Origin of the sequence: Streptomyces koelreuteriae (genome assembly GCF_018604545.1) — a bacterium.
GTDB lineage: Bacteria > Actinomycetota > Actinomycetes > Streptomycetales > Streptomycetaceae > Streptomyces > Streptomyces koelreuteriae.
Genome location: NZ_CP075896.1, coordinates 1,048,003 through 1,062,779, shown reverse-complemented (window position 1 = coordinate 1,062,779; position 14,777 = coordinate 1,048,003). Strand labels below are relative to the sequence as shown.

Genomic DNA, 14,777 nt, shown 5'->3' with positions numbered 1-14,777 from the left:
GCGTGACATGCGCAACGAGGGACTGGGGTCATGGCCCGCACGCCGGGCCCGCAAGACCCCGCACCGCACCGCCCTGATCCACGGCGACACCACCCGCACCTACGCCGCCCTGTACGGGCGCACCACCCGCCTCGCCCACGCCCTGCGCGAGCGGGGCATCCGGCGCGGCGACCGCATCGCCTACCTCGGCCCGAACCACCCCTCCTATCTGGAGACCCTGTTCGCGGCCGGCACGCTCGGCGCGGTCTTCGTCCCTCTCAACACGCGCCTGGCCGGCCCCGAGATCGCCTACCAGCTCGCCGACTCCGGCGCCAAGGCCCTCGTCTACGGCCCCTCGCACTCCGGCCTGGTCGCGGGCCTGCCGGGCAGCACGGATGTGCGTACGTACGCCGAGGTGGGCGCCGAGTACGAGGAGGCGCTGGCGTCGGCCTCCGAGGAGCCCATCGACACACCGGTCGCTCCGGACGACACCTGCATCATCATGTACACCTCGGGCACGACCGGCCGTCCCAAGGGCGCCATGCTCACCCATGGCAATCTCACCTGGAACGCGGTCAACGTCCTCGTCGACACCGACCTGATCGCGGACGAACGCGCCCTGGTCTCCGCCCCGCTGTTCCACACCGCCGGCCTGAACATGCTGACGCTGCCGGTCCTGCTGAAGGGCGGCGCCTGCGTCCTGGTCGAGGCCTTCGACCCGGACGCCACCTTCGATCTGATCGAGCGGCACCGGATCACCTTCATGTTCGGCGTGCCGACGATGTTCGACCAGGTGGCCAGGCACCCGCGCTGGCCGGGGGCGGACCTCTCCTCGCTGCGGATCCTGACCTGCGGCGGCTCCCCGGTCCCCACCCCGCTGATCGCGGCCTACCAGGAGCGCGGCCTCACCTTCCTCCAGGGCTACGGCATGACCGAGGCGGCGCCCGGCACGCTGTTCCTCGACGCCGAGCATGCCGTCAGCAAGGCGGGTTCGGCGGGCGTGCCGCACTTCTTCAGCGACGTACGCGTCGTACGGCCCGACCTCGCGCCGGTCGACGTCGGCGAGGTCGGGGAGGTCGTGGTGCGCGGACCGCACGTCATGCCCGGCTACTGGGGGCTGCCCGAGGAGACGGCCGCGTCCTTCGCGGACGGCTGGTTCCGCAGCGGCGACGCGGCCCAGGTCGACGAGGACGGCTACGTCCACATCGTCGACCGCATCAAGGACATGATCATCTCCGGTGGGGAGAACATCTACCCCGCCGAGATCGAGGACCGGCTCCTCGCCCACCCGGACATCGTCGAGTGCGCGGTCATCGGCGTCGCGGACGACAAGTGGGGCGAGGTGCCGCGCGCGGTCGTCGTCCCCCGCGAGGGCGCCGCGCTCGACCCCGACGAGGTGCTCGCCTCGCTCGCGGGACATCTCGCCAAGTACAAGATCCCGAAGTCGGTCGTCGTCGCGGACGCACTCCCGCGCACCGCCTCCGGAAAGCTCCTGAAATCCCGTGTGCGCAAGCGCTACGGCACCGACTCCTAGCGAAGGACAGCTGAATGAGCATCACCGTCAACGGCCTCGACGAACTGAAGAAGCTCGCGGGCAGCGACCTCGGCACCAGCGAGTGGATCGAGGTCACACAGGAGCGGGTCGACACCTTCGCCGACGCCACCGGTGACCACCAGTGGATCCACGTCGACCCCGAGAAGGCCAAGGAGGGCCCCTTCGGCGCTCCCATCGCCCACGGTTACCTCACGCTCTCGCTCTTCATCCCGCTCTTCACCGAGCTGCTGGACGTCCAGGGCGTGACGACGAAGGTCAACTACGGCCTCAACAAGGTGCGTTTCCCCTCACCCGTGAAGGTCGGCTCCCGCATCCGGCTGACGGCCGGGCTCGCCGAGGTCGAGGAGGTGCCCGGCGGCGTACAGATCACCGTCGAGGGCGCCATCGAGATCGAGGGCGGCGCCAAGCCGGCGGCGGTGCTGCAGAGCCTGTCGCGGTTCTACGCCTGAGGCCGCGCCGGCACCAGGTCGAGCAGGCGTTCCGAGGCGTCACGCGCGAGCGGTGACAGCCGGTCGTGCACGGACCGGAACGTCTTCTCGGCCTGGTCCGCCGGCCAGTCGTCCGGAAGGTGCCTGACGGGCAGGCGCGGGTCGCGCCGGACGATGCGCAGCCACTCGGTCTGGAGCCGCAGTCGGAGGACCAGGGCGTCGTCGGCGTCGGGCAGGTCGTCCTCCCAGGGCTGCCAGCGCCGGACGAACCCCTCGTAGAGCCCGGCCAGGTCGGACAGCTCCCAGGTCTCCTCGATCATCTGGCCGATGTCCATGCCGGTGTCCGCGTGGGCCCGGAAGACCTTCACATGGGCGGACAGGCCCAGCTCGGCGACCAGCGCCGACACGTCGACCTCGCCCGGGGCGATCCACAGGCCGTTGAACAGCGGCCCGAAGCCGCTCCAGGTCAGCTGGGAGCGCAGGTCGTGGCGCTGGCGCTGCCAGGACTCGGGCAGGGAGAAGCCGAGCAGGGTCCAGGTGCCGTCCCAGTGCCGGTTGACGGCGCCGGTCTGCCAGATGCGCCGCTCGCCGTCGCGCAGCACCGCCGCCGAGCGCTCGGTCAGCCCGAAGTACATCCGGCGGCCCTCACGCTGGCGGCGCAGCAGGTCACGGCCCACCATGCGGGTCAGCGTCGAGCGGGTCGCCTGCTCGCCGATCCCGGCCCGGGCGAACACGTCGATGACACTGCCCGAGTACACGCACACGTCGCGCCCGAGCACCTGGTCGCCCAGGAACGTCAGCATCAGGGACTGGGGCCGCAGCGACTCTTCACCGGTCACGCGGCCCACCGTACCTCCGCCGGATCACTCCGTGACCTGCTGGTACCCGGGGTCAGGACCCCACGACGTCGACGAACACCGGGTTCGCGTAGAACCACGTGTCCGCCCACGGGTCACCGTCCCCGGGCGCGTGCGGGACCGGCCCGTGCGGGTCGACCGAGGCGCCCAGGTAGCCGGTGCCGTTCCGCTTGCCGTCGCTGCCGCGCAGCCGGACGTAGAAGGACTCGTCCCCGGCGGTGAGCGGGACGCGCAGGGTGTAGGTGCCCTTGCGGCCGGAGACGTCCTGCGTCCGGACGACCCGGGTGTCCGGGGCCTTCCAGGTGTCGCGGTCGGTGACCGGGCCGCGCACCGCGCCCCGGATGACGTCCACATGCGCCAACTCGGGCAGGATGCCCTGCGGGTTGGGCCGCGAGGCGGTCGTCACGGTGATGTGCAGCGTGAGCTTCTCGCCCTTGCGCACGCGCAGCCGCCCGCCGAGCGTCACGCCCCGCCCCCGGTCGCGCTCCCGGGTCAGCCGTACGTCGAGTCCGTCGAGCAGATGCCCGTGGTCCAGCCAGACCCGGCCCGCGCGCAGGCCCGCCATGACCGCGCCGTAGCCGTAGCGCGTCACGCCCACGTGGGTGCGGCTGAACTGGCCGGGCCAGAAGTCGCTGCCCGGCTGCGGGGTGTCGGTGTTCACCGGGTCGGGCAGCTTGCCGGTGCTGTCGAAGGTCTGCCCGGCCGGCCAGTCGCCGTTCTTCCAGGTGTCGAAGACGATCCGGTGGGCGTCGGAGTTGGTGGTGACCGAGAACAGCCGCCCCTCGGCGAGCATCGAGTCCCACAGACCGCCGACGGTCGCGGTCGCCCAGTCGAAGCCGCCGTACGTCAGATAGGCCTCCGCCGGGTAGCCGGGCCAGGACTGCGCGGACGGCTTGTTCTCGTACTCACCGCGGATCGAGGTGGCACCCCGCCAGCCGGGTATGGCGGCGCCCTGGGCACCGGGCGCGCCCTCCATGCCGATCATGATCTCGGGCGCGGCGTCCCGCCAGGCGCGCATCTCGTGCGGGGAGTCGATGCCCAGGCGCAGGGGGTGGTTGGCGAGGACCAGGATGTCGTCGACATGGCCCGAACGACGCTGCTGGGAGAGCCACTTGAGCGCCTTGACGGCATGGGCCTCGTTGCGCGCGGTGTCCGCGTCGGCGGGGCCGCCCTTGTCGTAGCCGAGCAGCTTGCCGTCGTAGGCGCGCTCGAAGCGGGTGAGCAGATCGACCTCGTGCCGTCCGGGCGTGGTGAACACCGTGCAGTGCTCGGCGGCCGGGATGTACCACTCCAGGCCCTGGAAGATCAGCTGACGCGGGTTCTCGGCACGCGCCTTCAGGATCTCCTTGTGCTCCAGAGCGGCACCGTAATCGGCGTGGCCGAAGTTGGAGTGCTCGGTGAACACCATCCAGTCCAGGCCGTACTTCGCGCCCGCGGCGGCCAGCTGGGAGAACGTGTACTTGGCGTCGTGGCTGTACACGGAGTGGACGTGGTGGTCGCCGACGAGATAGGCGAGGCGGGGATCCTCGCCGCCCGGCCGTCTCTCACCGGCGGCCAGGGCGGGGGTCTGCGTGGTCGCCGCCGAACCCAGGGCGAACGCGGTGCCCAACAGGCCCGCGCGGCGCAGGAGCCCGCGGCGGGAGACGCCCTGCGCATCGAGGGCGGCGGGGGAGACGGACGGATCGGCCCAGGCGGGGAGCTGCTGCTCGGTCATGATCGACAAGCCCTTCGGGATCTCAGTGGTTCATGAAGGAGGTGACGGGCAGCGCCCGGGCGACGATCCGGACGTCGCCGAGCCGGCCGTGGAAGATCTGGTCGATCCTGCCGCCGTACTCGTAGCCGCCCAGCAGCCACGGCAGCCCCACGGAGGTGATGCCGACGGAGGCCGCCCTGGGGTTGCGGAGCACCGGGCAGCCCTCGACATACAGCGTGCTGTGCCTGCCGTCGTTGACGACCGCGAGGTGCCACCAGGTCTCCAGCGGGGTCTCCTGGGCCCAGTTGGTGGCGATGCCCTGCTGGTTGAGCGGGCGCATCGCCCACTGCGGCTCACGGTCGTTGGACAGCGACAGGGTGGCCAGCGGCTCGTCCGGGTCGTCGGCGGTCTTGCCGGCGGCGCCGCCCGTGCCCGTGCGCGAGACCAGACCCGACCAGGCGTTGTGGTCCGGGTCCCAGTCGGCGGGCAGCCGGTAGAACGCCTCGATGGTGTAGCCGTCCTTGAAAGTCGCCGAGTTGAGCGGGGCGCCGTCGACCGTGCGCAGGTAGGCGCCCTTCAGCGGCGACTTGAACCCCTGGAACTCCAGGCTGCCGTGGCCCGGCTGGTCGGGGTGGTGGTCCGCCGACCAGCCGAGCGCGCCGCCGCCCACCGTGACGAGCGAGAGGTCGTTGCCCCGCCCCGACAGGTCGCGGACGGTGCCGTCCACCGGCTTCTCGAAGCGCCAGTACGCCATCGTGCCCGGCAGCAGCAGCTTCGCGGCGGGCCTGGCAGGCCGGGCGGGCACCGGGGCGAAGCCCGAGAAACGCTGCTCGAAGTCGATCTCGACGGAGAACCGGTCGGCGTCGCCGCTCAGCTCCATCTCCTGCCGCTCCAGCTCGTTGAGCCCCTTCCCCGCCCGGCCGAGGATCCACGGGGAGACCGTCTCCACGTCGATGACGTTCCGGTCCAGGTCGAAGCGGTAGAGGCGGATCATCGCTGCGCCGCCGAAGTAGCGGTTCTGGTAGTTCGTCAGATGCAGATGGACGTCGTGCCCGGCGGCGTTCTTCCGCGTCGCGCGGGCGGCGGGCCAGTAGTGGCCGCCCAGGGCGAGGAAGATCTGGTCGTGCTCCTCGACGAGCTGGTCCCAGAGCTGCTGCCCGTACTCCGACAGGGAGTCGTCCTCGACGACCAGTTCGTGCGTCGTGAGGATCACCGGCGTCTTCGGATGCTTCGCCAGGACCTCCTTCGCCCACGCGTATCCCTGCGGCGACAGCCGCCAGTCCAGCGCCAGCACCAGCCACTCCCGGCCGCCCGCCGTGAACAGGTGGAAGGTGTTGTAGCCGTCGGGGGAGGCGCCGCCGAACGTCGGCTTCCCCTGGAAGCGCCGCGGACCGAAGGCGTCCAGATAGGGCGTCGCCCCGCGCTGGTCGGTCGTCGAGGACTTCACATCGTGGTTGCCGGCGAGGACGCTGTAGCCGACGCCCCGCCGGTCCAGCAGCTCGAACGCCTCGCCGATCGCCGCGAACTCCTCCTTCGCGCCGTTCTGCGTGAGGTCCCCGAGATGCGACAGGAAGACGAGGTTCTCCTCCTTGCCGTGCTCCAGCAGATAGCGCAGTGACGCCTCCACCGGCGCCTTGTCGATGCTCGGCCCGTCGAAGAGGTACTGGGTGTCCGGCATCACGGCGAGTGTGAAGCGGCGGCTGCGCGGATCGGGACGCCGGCCCGACGGCGCCGCCCCGGCGGTGACGGCCGGCAGCGCGGCCACCGCCCCGGCGGTCACGCCGAGCAGCGCCGTGGCGCGAAGGAAACCGCGTCTGCCGGCTCCGGCCTGGGGCGCCTCGCCCGGGTCGTGGTCATGCGAAGTGCACACGGGTGCTCCGTAAGGGGTGACAGGGAGGAAGTGTCAGAGAACGCGCAGCGTCCAGCTCCAGCGATGGACGCCGGCCGCGACGAGATAGGAAGCGAAGGTGTCGGGGCCGCACGACGCCGTGCCCAGCCCGCGGTGCGCCGCGTCGATGTGCACCACGCACCCGGCACGCGGCACCAGTTCGTCGTGATGAGCGGCCGAGGCGAGGTCGGCCGCGCGATGGCGGGTCACGGACACCTGGCAGGGCCGGTCCAGCCGCACCGACAGCCCCGTGGCGTCCGGCGCGGACAGCGTGAACCGCCGTACGCCGTGCCGCCCGCCGCTCTCCTGCGGCCGCAGATAGGGCGTGAACAGCTCGTCCACCGGCAGACCGTGATGGCCGACGGGCGCGCCCGCGCCCCGGTCCGGATACGACTCCCAGGGGCCCTGCCCGAACCACTCCAGCAGATTCAGCCCGGGTGCCGTCTCGAAGACCGACCCGACCCGGGCCACGTCGTCCAGCGCCTCGGGCAGCTCGGCGCTCTCCTCCACCAGCAGCCCGCCCTCGACGGCCGTGAACACCTGCTCGTGCCGGACGGTCCCGCCCGGGCAGAGATGGTCGGTGACGACGGCCACCCGTCCCGGGTCACGCCGTACGGCGACGACCTTCCGGGTGGGCGCGTCCAGCCCCCAGTCCCGCCAGCGGCCCGCCATGCCGCCGAGTTCGTCGTTGTCGGTGGGCGCCCGCCACAGGGACAGCGTGGGCGCGGCCGCCAGCAGCGGATGGACCAGCAGCCCGTCCTCGTCGACGTCGACCGGGCGGTTCGCGACCGGGGTATGCCGCACCGGTTCCGCGGCCCGCAGCCGCACCTGCGGCAGGCACACCACCGTGCCGCGCGGCGCCCAGGCCTCGTCCCGGGCCGTCGTGACCCGCAGCGTCAGCCAGGCCTCGCCGCCGTCGTCCGGCAGCTCGAACGGCAGCGGTACGGCGGCCGTCTCGCCCGGCCGCAGATCGGGCAGCTCGGCGGGTGCGGTCAGGGTGCCGCCGTCGGCGAGGGACAGCTCCCACTCGCCGGACAGCCAGTCCAGGCCGCGGAAGTGCTGGTGGTTGCCGAGGACGATGCCCTCGTGCCGGAAGCACTCGATCCGCACCGGCGCGGCGATCTCCCGGTGCTCGAACATCACGGGCTTGGGGGTGCGGTCGGGGAAGACCACCCCGTCGGCGATGAAGGCGCCGTCGTGGTCGCTCTCCCCGAAGTCGCCGCCGTACGCCCAGCGATGCCCGGGCGCGGCGACACCGTTGTCATAGAGCCCGGCGCCCCCACGCCCGGCCGGTCTGCCGTCGTTCACACGCTGGAGGATGCCGTGGTCCCAGAACTCCCAGATGAACCCGCCCTGAAGACCCGGGGTGGCCTCGATGGCCTCCCAATGGTCGGCCAGCGTGCCGTTGCTGTTGCCCATGGCGTGCGAGTACTCGCACTGGATGAGCGGCTTGGTCTGGGTCCCGGACATGGCGTGCGCCAGGCACTCCTGCAGCGGCGCGTACATCGGGCAGGCGATGTCCGAGGCCAGGTCCGGATCGGCCCAGCCGAGCTTGGCGGCGCCCTCGTACTGCACCGGCCGCCGGGCCGGGTCGTGCCGGCGGACCCAGCCCGCCGCCGCGTCGTGGCCCGCGCCGTAGTCGGACTCGTTGCCCAGCGACCAGATGATGACCGACGGGTGGTTCTTGTCGCGCAGCACCATCCGCGCGACCCGGTCGACGAAGGCGCCCAGATAGCGCGGGTCGTCGGCGATCTCGTGCGCGTGGTCGTGGGACTCGATGTCCGCCTCGTCGACGACGTAGAAACCCAGCTCGTCGGCCAGGTCGTACAGGGACGGGTCGTTCGGGTAGTGCGCGGTGCGGATCGCGTTGAAGCCGAACCGCTTCAGCAGGACGAGGTCGGCGCGCATGTCGTCGTACGACACCGTCCGGCCGGTCAGCGGATGGAAGTCGTGCCGGTTGACGCCCCGGATGAACACGCGCTCGCCGTTGACCAGCAGGTCCCGGCCGGAGATCTCGACGTCACGGAAGCCGATCCGGTGGTGCGAGGTGTCGGCGACGGTGCCGTCGGCGCGGTGCAGCCGTACGGTCAGCCCGTACAGCTCGGGCGTCTCGGCGGTCCAGGTGCGCACGTCCGGTACGGCCGCGCGCAGCCGGGCCTCGCCGAGGAAGGCGGAGACGCGCTCGTCCTCGGCGTTCGCGCGGTCGAACTCCGTGTCCTGGGTGAGCAGCTGCCCGTCCAGTTCCCCGCTGACGTACCAGCCTTCGGGCAGCGCCCCGTCCGTGTCCCGCACCCGGCAGTCCACGCGCAGGTCGCCGTCCCGCCGGGCCCGTACCGCCACGTCCGCGAGATGCAGCGGGTCGCGCGCGTACAGCAGCACCGAGCGGGTGATCCCGCCGTGCCACCAGTGGTCCTGGTCCTCGATGTGCGAGGCGTCCGACCACTTCACGACGGTCAGCCGCAGGCCGGCCAGCTGCCCGGGGCGCAGCACCGGCGTCAGATCGAACTCGGCGGCCAGATGGGAGTCCTTGGAGATGCCGACGGGCCGCCCGTCCACATGCACCAGCAGCACGCTCTCGGCGGCCCCGACCTGGAGCACGATCCGCCGCCCGGCCCACTCGGCGGGCACGTCCACCGCCCGCTCGTACACGCCGGTCGGGTTGGCCGCGGGCACCTCGGGCGGGAACTCGGCGAACGGCATGCGGATGTTCAGGTACCGGGGCAGGTCGTCCGTGCCCTGCATGGTCCACACGCCGGGCACGTACGCCGACGACCAGACCTCCCCGAGCGGGGCGTCCGGCGCGGGCAGCAATTGGAAGCGCCAGTCGCCGTCGAGGGAGACGGCCCCGGCCCGCCGGTCGACGGCGTTCATCGGCAGACGCCGCCAAGAGGTGACCTCGGGCGCCTCCCAGGGGCGCAGGGCGAGCAGGGGATCGAGAGATGCGTCGGTCATGACCATTCCGGATTCGGTGCGGTGGGGCGGGGCAGAACACGGCCCGCCAGGCCCCGGGCGGGGTCGGCGGGGATGCCGAGACGGTCCAGGACCGTGGGGGCGATGTCGACGAGGCGGGGCGAGTCGAGCCGGACGCCTCCGGGCCCGCCGGGCTCGGCGAGGACGACGAAGACCTCCCGCTCGGCACGCGTGTCACCGCCGTGGCCGCCGGAGTCGAGATGACCGTGGTCCGTGGTCACCAGCACGGTCCAGCGCTCCTCGGCGCGTGCCGGGTCCGAGCGCCGGGCGTCGATCGCCTCCAGCAGCCGTCCGAGGTGCGCGTCCTGGGCGAGGAGCGCGTGAGCGTAGGCGGGGGAGAGGGGGCCCGTGGCGTGGCCCGCCTCGTCGGTGGCGCCGAAGTACACGAACACCACGTCCGGGTCGTCCTGGGTGAGCCAGCCCGCCGCGGTGTCGGCTACGCGGCGGTCCGCGCTCGCGTAGCCGTCGGTTTCGCCGTCGTAGTGGACCCGCCGGCCGATCGCGGGGCCGAGGACTCCGCGCCGGACCAGCTCCGGCCAGGACACCGCGGCCGCGGTGCGCAGACCCGGCCGGGCCGCCACGGCGCGGCTGAGGAAGTCGGGGTACCGGGTGTAGTCGGCGCCGGTGAAGTCGTTGCCGGTCACGCCGTGACGGTCGGGCCACACCCCGGTCAGCACGCTCGACCAGCCGGGCCCGGAGTCGGTGTAGGCCATGCTGGTCGACGGCCCGTCCTCGGCCTGGCCGTCCGCCTCGCCGTACGGCAGCAGGCTGGTGCCGACGGCGCCCGCGGCCATCAGGGCGTGCAGCACGGGTGCCGCGGACGCGGAGCGGGCCAGCCGGTCGTAGCGCAGTCCGTCCATGCCGACGACGAGGACCTTGGTGCGTGGGGCCTCGGAGCTGACGTCCGTCACTGGGTGCCTCTCTTTTGTCCTGAGAGCTCGGGACCGGCTGCCGGTTCTCGGCTGCGCGTCCGCTGTGGCTGGTCGCGCCCACGCGGCGGAGCCGTATATAGACACAGCCCCGCGCCCCTTGGGGCGCGTCAACTCCCCTGGACCGCTCCCTCCGTGGCGCCCGCGATGAACCCGCGGGCGAACAGGGTGAAGACGATGACCAGCGGAAGGGACGCCATGAGCACACCGGCCATGACCATGCTGTAGTCGGTGGTGTGGCCGACGTGGAGCTGGGCGAGCACCACCTGCAGCGTGAGATGGCCCGGGTCGGTGAGCACGACGAGCGGCCAGATGTAGTCGTTCCAGGCACCGACGAAGGCGTAGATGGCCAGGAAGGACAGCGCGGGCTTGATCATCGGCAGCACGATGTTCCAGTACTGCCGGAAGAACCCCGCCCCGTCGATCCGCGCGGCGTCGAGGAGTTCGTCCGGCACCCCGTTCTCGATGTACTGGCGCAGCCAGAAGATGCCGAAGGCGTTGGCGAGGGCGGGCAGGGCCAGCGCCTTGAGCGTGCCGACCCAGCCGATGTCCGACATCAGGATGAACTGCGGCAGGACGGCCAGCTGAAGCGGCAGCATCATGAACCCCACCAGCATCGCGAACAGCACCTTGCGCCCGGGGAAGTCGAACTTGGCGAAGGCGAACGCGGCCAGGGAGTCCACGAACAGGACCAGGACGGTGGTCACGGAGGCGACGAGGAGCGTGTTCAGCATCGACCCGAAGAAGTCGATGGTGTCGAGCACATGCCGGATGTTCTCCAGCAGATGGGAGCCGAAGGTCAGCTTCGGCGGGCTCTTGTAGATGTCCTCGGTGGTGTTCGTCGCCATGACGATCGTCCACACGAACGGGAAGATCGAGATCAGCACGGCAAGGGCGAGGACGATGTGCGCGGTGAGGCCCTTGGGGCGCCGTGACCGCCTCTTGACCACTGCGGTCATGACTTCCTCCCGCGCTGCACGACGCGCCAGTTGATGACGACCAGCACCATGATCAGTACGAAGAAGGCCCATACGATGGCCGCGCCGTAGCCGTAGTCGTTGTTGACGAAGGCGGATTGGTAGAAGTACAGCAGCGTGGTCAGGCCCGCCTGGCCGGGACCGCCGAGGTTCGGGTTGGCGGCGTTGCTGCCGAACAGGACCTGGGGTTCGCTGAAGCTCTGCAGGCCGTTGATGGTCGAGATGATGACGGTGAACAGGATGATGGGCCGCATGATCGGCATGGTGATCTGGAAGAACGTGCGGATCGGACCGGCGCCGTCCAGCTTGGCCGCCTCGTAGATCTGGGTGGGGATGGCCTGGAGGCCGGCCAGATAGATGATCATGTTGTAGCCGGTCCACATCCAGGTCATCAGCAGCGCGATGACCAGCTTGATCAGCCACGGATTGCTCAGCCACGGCACGGGTGAGATCCCGACCGTGCCCAGAATGGCGTTGACCAGGCCGAAGTTGTTGCTGAACACCGCGCCGAAGAAGATCGACACGGCGACGATCGAGGTGACGTTCGGTATGTAGAGGGCGATGCGGTAGAAGCCCTTGAAGCGCCGCACCGAGTGCAGCAGCGTCGCCAGCACCAAGGCGCCGAACAGCGTGGGGACGGTGGACAGGACCCAGATCACCAGGGTGTTGCGGATCGACATCCAGAAGACCGGGTCGTCCCAGAGGAAACGGAACTGCTGCAGGCCGACGAACTGGATGGTGCCCATGCCGTCCCAGCGCTGGAAGGCCAGGTACAGCGAGTAGAAGACCGGGACGAACGAGAAGATGCCGAAGATCAGGAAGAAGGGCGAGATCGCCAGGTACTGCCGCCAGTAGGACAGCACACCGCGACGTCTCGGCGCTGCGGCGCCCGTCGGCGGGGTGCGCCGGGGGCGGAAGCGGGCCGGGCCCGGCCCGCCGTGGCGCCGGGGCACCGCGGCGGGACCGGTGACCGGAGGTGAGGCCATCGCTCAGCTCACCCCCTGGCGGCGGGCGATCTGCTTGGCCTGGCTGACAGCGTCGTGCCAGGCGTCGTCGGGCTTCTTGCCCTTGGACTCGATGCTGGTCAGCTCGGTCATGAAGGGGGCCATGACGGCGGCGTCCGCGGGTGCCTCGTAGCTGGCCGGTATGGACTTGGCGGCCGGGCCGAACACCTCGATGATCTTCTGCCCGCCGAAGAAGGGGTCGCCGCCCGTCATGGCCGGCATGGCGTACGCCGCCGGCGCGGCCGGGAAGATCGCGGCGTCGGCGAAGCCGCGGGCGTCGTTCTCCGGGCTGAGGATCCAGCTGATGATCTTGAATGCCTCTTCGGGGTTCCGGCACTGCTTGGGCAGGGCCAGATAGGAGCCGCCCTGGTTGGCCGGCCCGCCGGGCATCGCGCAGACCCGCCACTTGCCCTTGGTCTTCGGGGCCGCCTGCTCGATGTCCAGCGCGTGCCAGGCGGCGCCGAGTTCGGTGCTCAGGCTCTTGCCGACGGCCGCGTTCCAGCTGTTGTCGTTGATCTTGGCGTCGAGACCGAGGGTGTAGGGGCGGACCGCGGTGGTCCACGCCTTGCGGATGTGGTCCTGGTCGCCGATGAAGCGGTTGTCCTTGTCGATGAACCGCTCGGTGCCCTGCCCGACCGCCATGTTGAACACCGAGCCGATGTTGTTGACCAGGTAGGTGCCGGGCACCTTCTCCTTCAGCTCGGTGCCGAGCGCGAAGTAGTCGTCCCAGGTCCCCGCCCGGGCCGCGACCTTGTCGGGGTCGGTGGGCAGCCCGGCCTTGTCGAACAGGTCCGCCCGGTAGAACAGCGCGGTGGGGCCGATGTCGATCGGGAAGCCGATCTGCTTGCCGTCCTCGGTCCGCGCGAGCTTGGTCTTCCAGTCCAGGTACTGCGACGAGATGTCCTTGAAGCCCAGGTCGTTGAGGTCGAGGAAGCGGTTCGCGTTGGGCAGGAAGGACGCCATGTCCTCGCCCTTGATGCCGGTGATGTCGGGCACGGAGGTGCCCGCGGCGAGGGTGGTGGTGAGCTTCGACTTGAAGTCGCCGCCGATGGAGGCGGCGGTCAGCTTCACCTCCTTGGCGAAGTGCGTCTTCGCCTCGGCGACCACCTTGTCGCTGAGCGCGCCTCCCCAGTACCACAAGGTGAGGCTCTTGCCGTTCTTGCTGCCGGCCGATCCTGAGCCGTTGCCGCATGCCACGGTCAGACCGGAGGCGGCCGCGGTGAACGCGGCGGCCTGGAGGAAGCGTCTGCGGGAAAGGTCCACGGGTCACTCCTGTTGTTCATGTTCGACGTGGAGAGGGGTGCGGGGATCAGTGCCGCCGTTCGGAGGCGCGTGGGCCGACGGACGTGTGAGGGGCCGGCGGGGTGAGGGGGGCGTACGCGAGAGCCGGCCCGGGGTCCACCGGGAGCCGGTCGGCCAGGAAGCCGTACGACCGCTTCAGTTCGGGGTCGGTCAGGGAGTGCCACCAGCGGTGCACGCCGTACCAGCCGGGGGCCGCGAGGGCTCCGCCGTGGTGCCCGACGGACAGCCCGGCCGCGAGCACCGCGAACCGCAGCCGCTCCGCCAGCGGCCAGCCGCCGAGCGAGGCGGTGACGAAGGCGGCGCCGAAGACGTCCCCGGCGCCCGTCGCGTCGAGCACGTCGACGTCGAGGGCGGGCACGTCCGCGTACTCGCCGGTGATCTGGTCGACGGCCAGGGCGCCGTCCCCGCCCCGGGTGACCACGGCGACCGGCACCAGCTCGGACAGTGTGCCGAGCGCGGCCACCGCGCTGTCGGTGCGGGTGTAGGCCATGGCCTCCGTCTCGTTCGGGAGGAAGGCGTGGCACAGCGCGAGCTGCTCCAGGAGAGCCGTCGGCCACTCCTGGGTGGGGTCCCAGCCGACGTCGGCGTAGACCTGCGTGCCGTTCGCGGCGGCCTTGGCGAGCCACTCGCGCGGCTCGGCCTCGAGGTGCACCAGGGCGGTCCGCGCGCCGGGCGGGTCGCCCATCAGCGCGTCCTGCGAGTACGGCGGCTCCTGGCCATGGGTGAGCAGGGCGCGGTCGTGGCCGAAGGCGACGGAGACGGTGACCGGGGTGGGCCAGCCGTCCGCCGTCCGGGAGAGCGAGAGGTCGACGCCCTCCTGGTCGCACAGGACGTCACGGCAGTGCTCGCCGTAGAAGTCGTCGCCGAACACGGTGGCCAGGGAGGTCTTCAGGCCGAAGCGGGAGGCCGCCACCGCGAGGTTCGCGATGCCGCCCGGGCCGCAGCCCATGCCCTCGGTCCAGATCTCCTCGCCGGGTGTCGGCGGCTTGCCGAGCCCCGTGAGGACGAGGTCGTAGAAGAGCAGCCCGGTCAGCAGCACATCGGGCCGGTCGTCGTCCACGGATGTGTCCTCTCGCTCGAGTTCGACAGAGATCGTCAAAACTCTTCATTTCCGTGACCGGAATCGTGCGCTGCTCCGAGAGATTGGTCAATACCCGAGCAGAACTGAGCATGGAAATGATTGAAGATGACGAGT

General features: G+C 71.0%; 11 protein-coding genes. 2 read left to right on the top strand and 9 right to left on the bottom strand.

Annotated features, from left to right (window positions below; all coding sequences use genetic code 11):
• Positions 1-7 precede the first annotated feature (7 nt).
• Both KJK29_RS04730 and KJK29_RS04725 read left to right on the top strand, forming a co-directional pair.
• Complete coding sequence (locus tag KJK29_RS04730; RefSeq protein ID WP_215117435.1) at positions 8-1,513, top strand: acyl-CoA synthetase; 1,506 nt, start codon at positions 8-10, stop codon at positions 1,511-1,513.
• Positions 1,514-1,527: 14 nt separating this feature from the next.
• A complete protein-coding gene (locus KJK29_RS04725) occupies positions 1,528-1,983 on the top strand; it encodes a MaoC family dehydratase (protein WP_215117434.1) in 456 nt (151 codons plus the stop codon).
• On the opposite strand, the gene KJK29_RS04720 is transcribed toward KJK29_RS04725, so the two are convergent.
• From KJK29_RS04720 to KJK29_RS04680, 9 genes are all read right to left on the bottom strand, one after another.
• On the bottom strand, positions 1,974-2,801 hold the full coding sequence (locus KJK29_RS04720; RefSeq protein ID WP_215117432.1) for a PaaX family transcriptional regulator: 828 nt from the start codon (positions 2,799-2,801) through the stop codon (positions 1,974-1,976). The two genes, KJK29_RS04725 and KJK29_RS04720, sit on opposite strands and share 10 nt — an antisense overlap.
• Positions 2,802-2,853: 52 nt before the next feature.
• Positions 2,854-4,533, bottom strand: coding sequence for a PHP domain-containing protein (locus KJK29_RS04715; RefSeq protein ID WP_215117431.1), 1,680 nt, complete (start codon positions 4,531-4,533; stop codon positions 2,854-2,856).
• Positions 4,534-4,555: 22 nt separating this feature from the next.
• Positions 4,556-6,382 (bottom strand): LamG-like jellyroll fold domain-containing protein, encoded by a 1,827-nt coding sequence (locus KJK29_RS04710; RefSeq protein ID WP_215117430.1) that lies wholly within the window; start codon positions 6,380-6,382, stop codon positions 4,556-4,558.
• 33 nt (positions 6,383-6,415) lie between these two features.
• Complete coding sequence (locus KJK29_RS04705; RefSeq protein WP_215117429.1) at positions 6,416-9,352, bottom strand: glycoside hydrolase family 2 TIM barrel-domain containing protein; 2,937 nt, start codon at positions 9,350-9,352, stop codon at positions 6,416-6,418.
• Complete coding sequence (locus tag KJK29_RS04700; protein ID WP_215124149.1) at positions 9,349-10,230, bottom strand: alkaline phosphatase family protein; 882 nt, start codon at positions 10,228-10,230, stop codon at positions 9,349-9,351. Before KJK29_RS04700 ends, KJK29_RS04705 begins: the two co-directional genes overlap by 4 nt.
• Before the next feature lie 179 nt (positions 10,231-10,409).
• Entirely contained in the window at positions 10,410-11,258 is an 849-nt protein-coding gene (locus KJK29_RS04695) for a carbohydrate ABC transporter permease (RefSeq protein ID WP_215117428.1), read from the bottom strand.
• Positions 11,255-12,139: a carbohydrate ABC transporter permease gene (locus KJK29_RS04690; RefSeq protein WP_215124148.1), complete on the bottom strand. Its 885-nt coding sequence runs from the start codon at positions 12,137-12,139 to the stop codon at positions 11,255-11,257. The genes KJK29_RS04695 and KJK29_RS04690 overlap by 4 nt, the downstream gene beginning before the upstream one ends.
• Positions 12,140-12,265: 126 nt before the next feature.
• A complete protein-coding gene (locus tag KJK29_RS04685; RefSeq protein ID WP_215117427.1) occupies positions 12,266-13,543 on the bottom strand; it encodes an ABC transporter substrate-binding protein in 1,278 nt (425 codons plus the stop codon).
• A 46-nt stretch (positions 13,544-13,589) separates the two neighbouring features.
• Positions 13,590-14,642, bottom strand: coding sequence for a carbohydrate kinase family protein (locus KJK29_RS04680; protein WP_215117426.1), 1,053 nt, complete (start codon positions 14,640-14,642; stop codon positions 13,590-13,592).
• Positions 14,643-14,777 lie beyond the last annotated feature (135 nt).

Coding starts and splice junctions, on each gene's coding strand:
- KJK29_RS04705 (WP_215117429.1), bottom strand. CDS start 9,352: ATGACCGACGCATCTCTCGATCCCCTGCTCGCCCTGCGCCCCTGGGAG.
- KJK29_RS04725 (WP_215117434.1), top strand. CDS start 1,528: ATGAGCATCACCGTCAACGGCCTCGACGAACTGAAGAAGCTCGCGGGC.
- KJK29_RS04695 (WP_215117428.1), bottom strand. CDS start 11,258: ATGACCGCAGTGGTCAAGAGGCGGTCACGGCGCCCCAAGGGCCTCACC.
- KJK29_RS04700 (WP_215124149.1), bottom strand. CDS start 10,230: ATGGACGGACTGCGCTACGACCGGCTGGCCCGCTCCGCGTCCGCGGCA.
- KJK29_RS04730 (WP_215117435.1), top strand. CDS start 8: ATGCGCAACGAGGGACTGGGGTCATGGCCCGCACGCCGGGCCCGCAAG.
- KJK29_RS04715 (WP_215117431.1), bottom strand. CDS start 4,533: ATGACCGAGCAGCAGCTCCCCGCCTGGGCCGATCCGTCCGTCTCCCCC.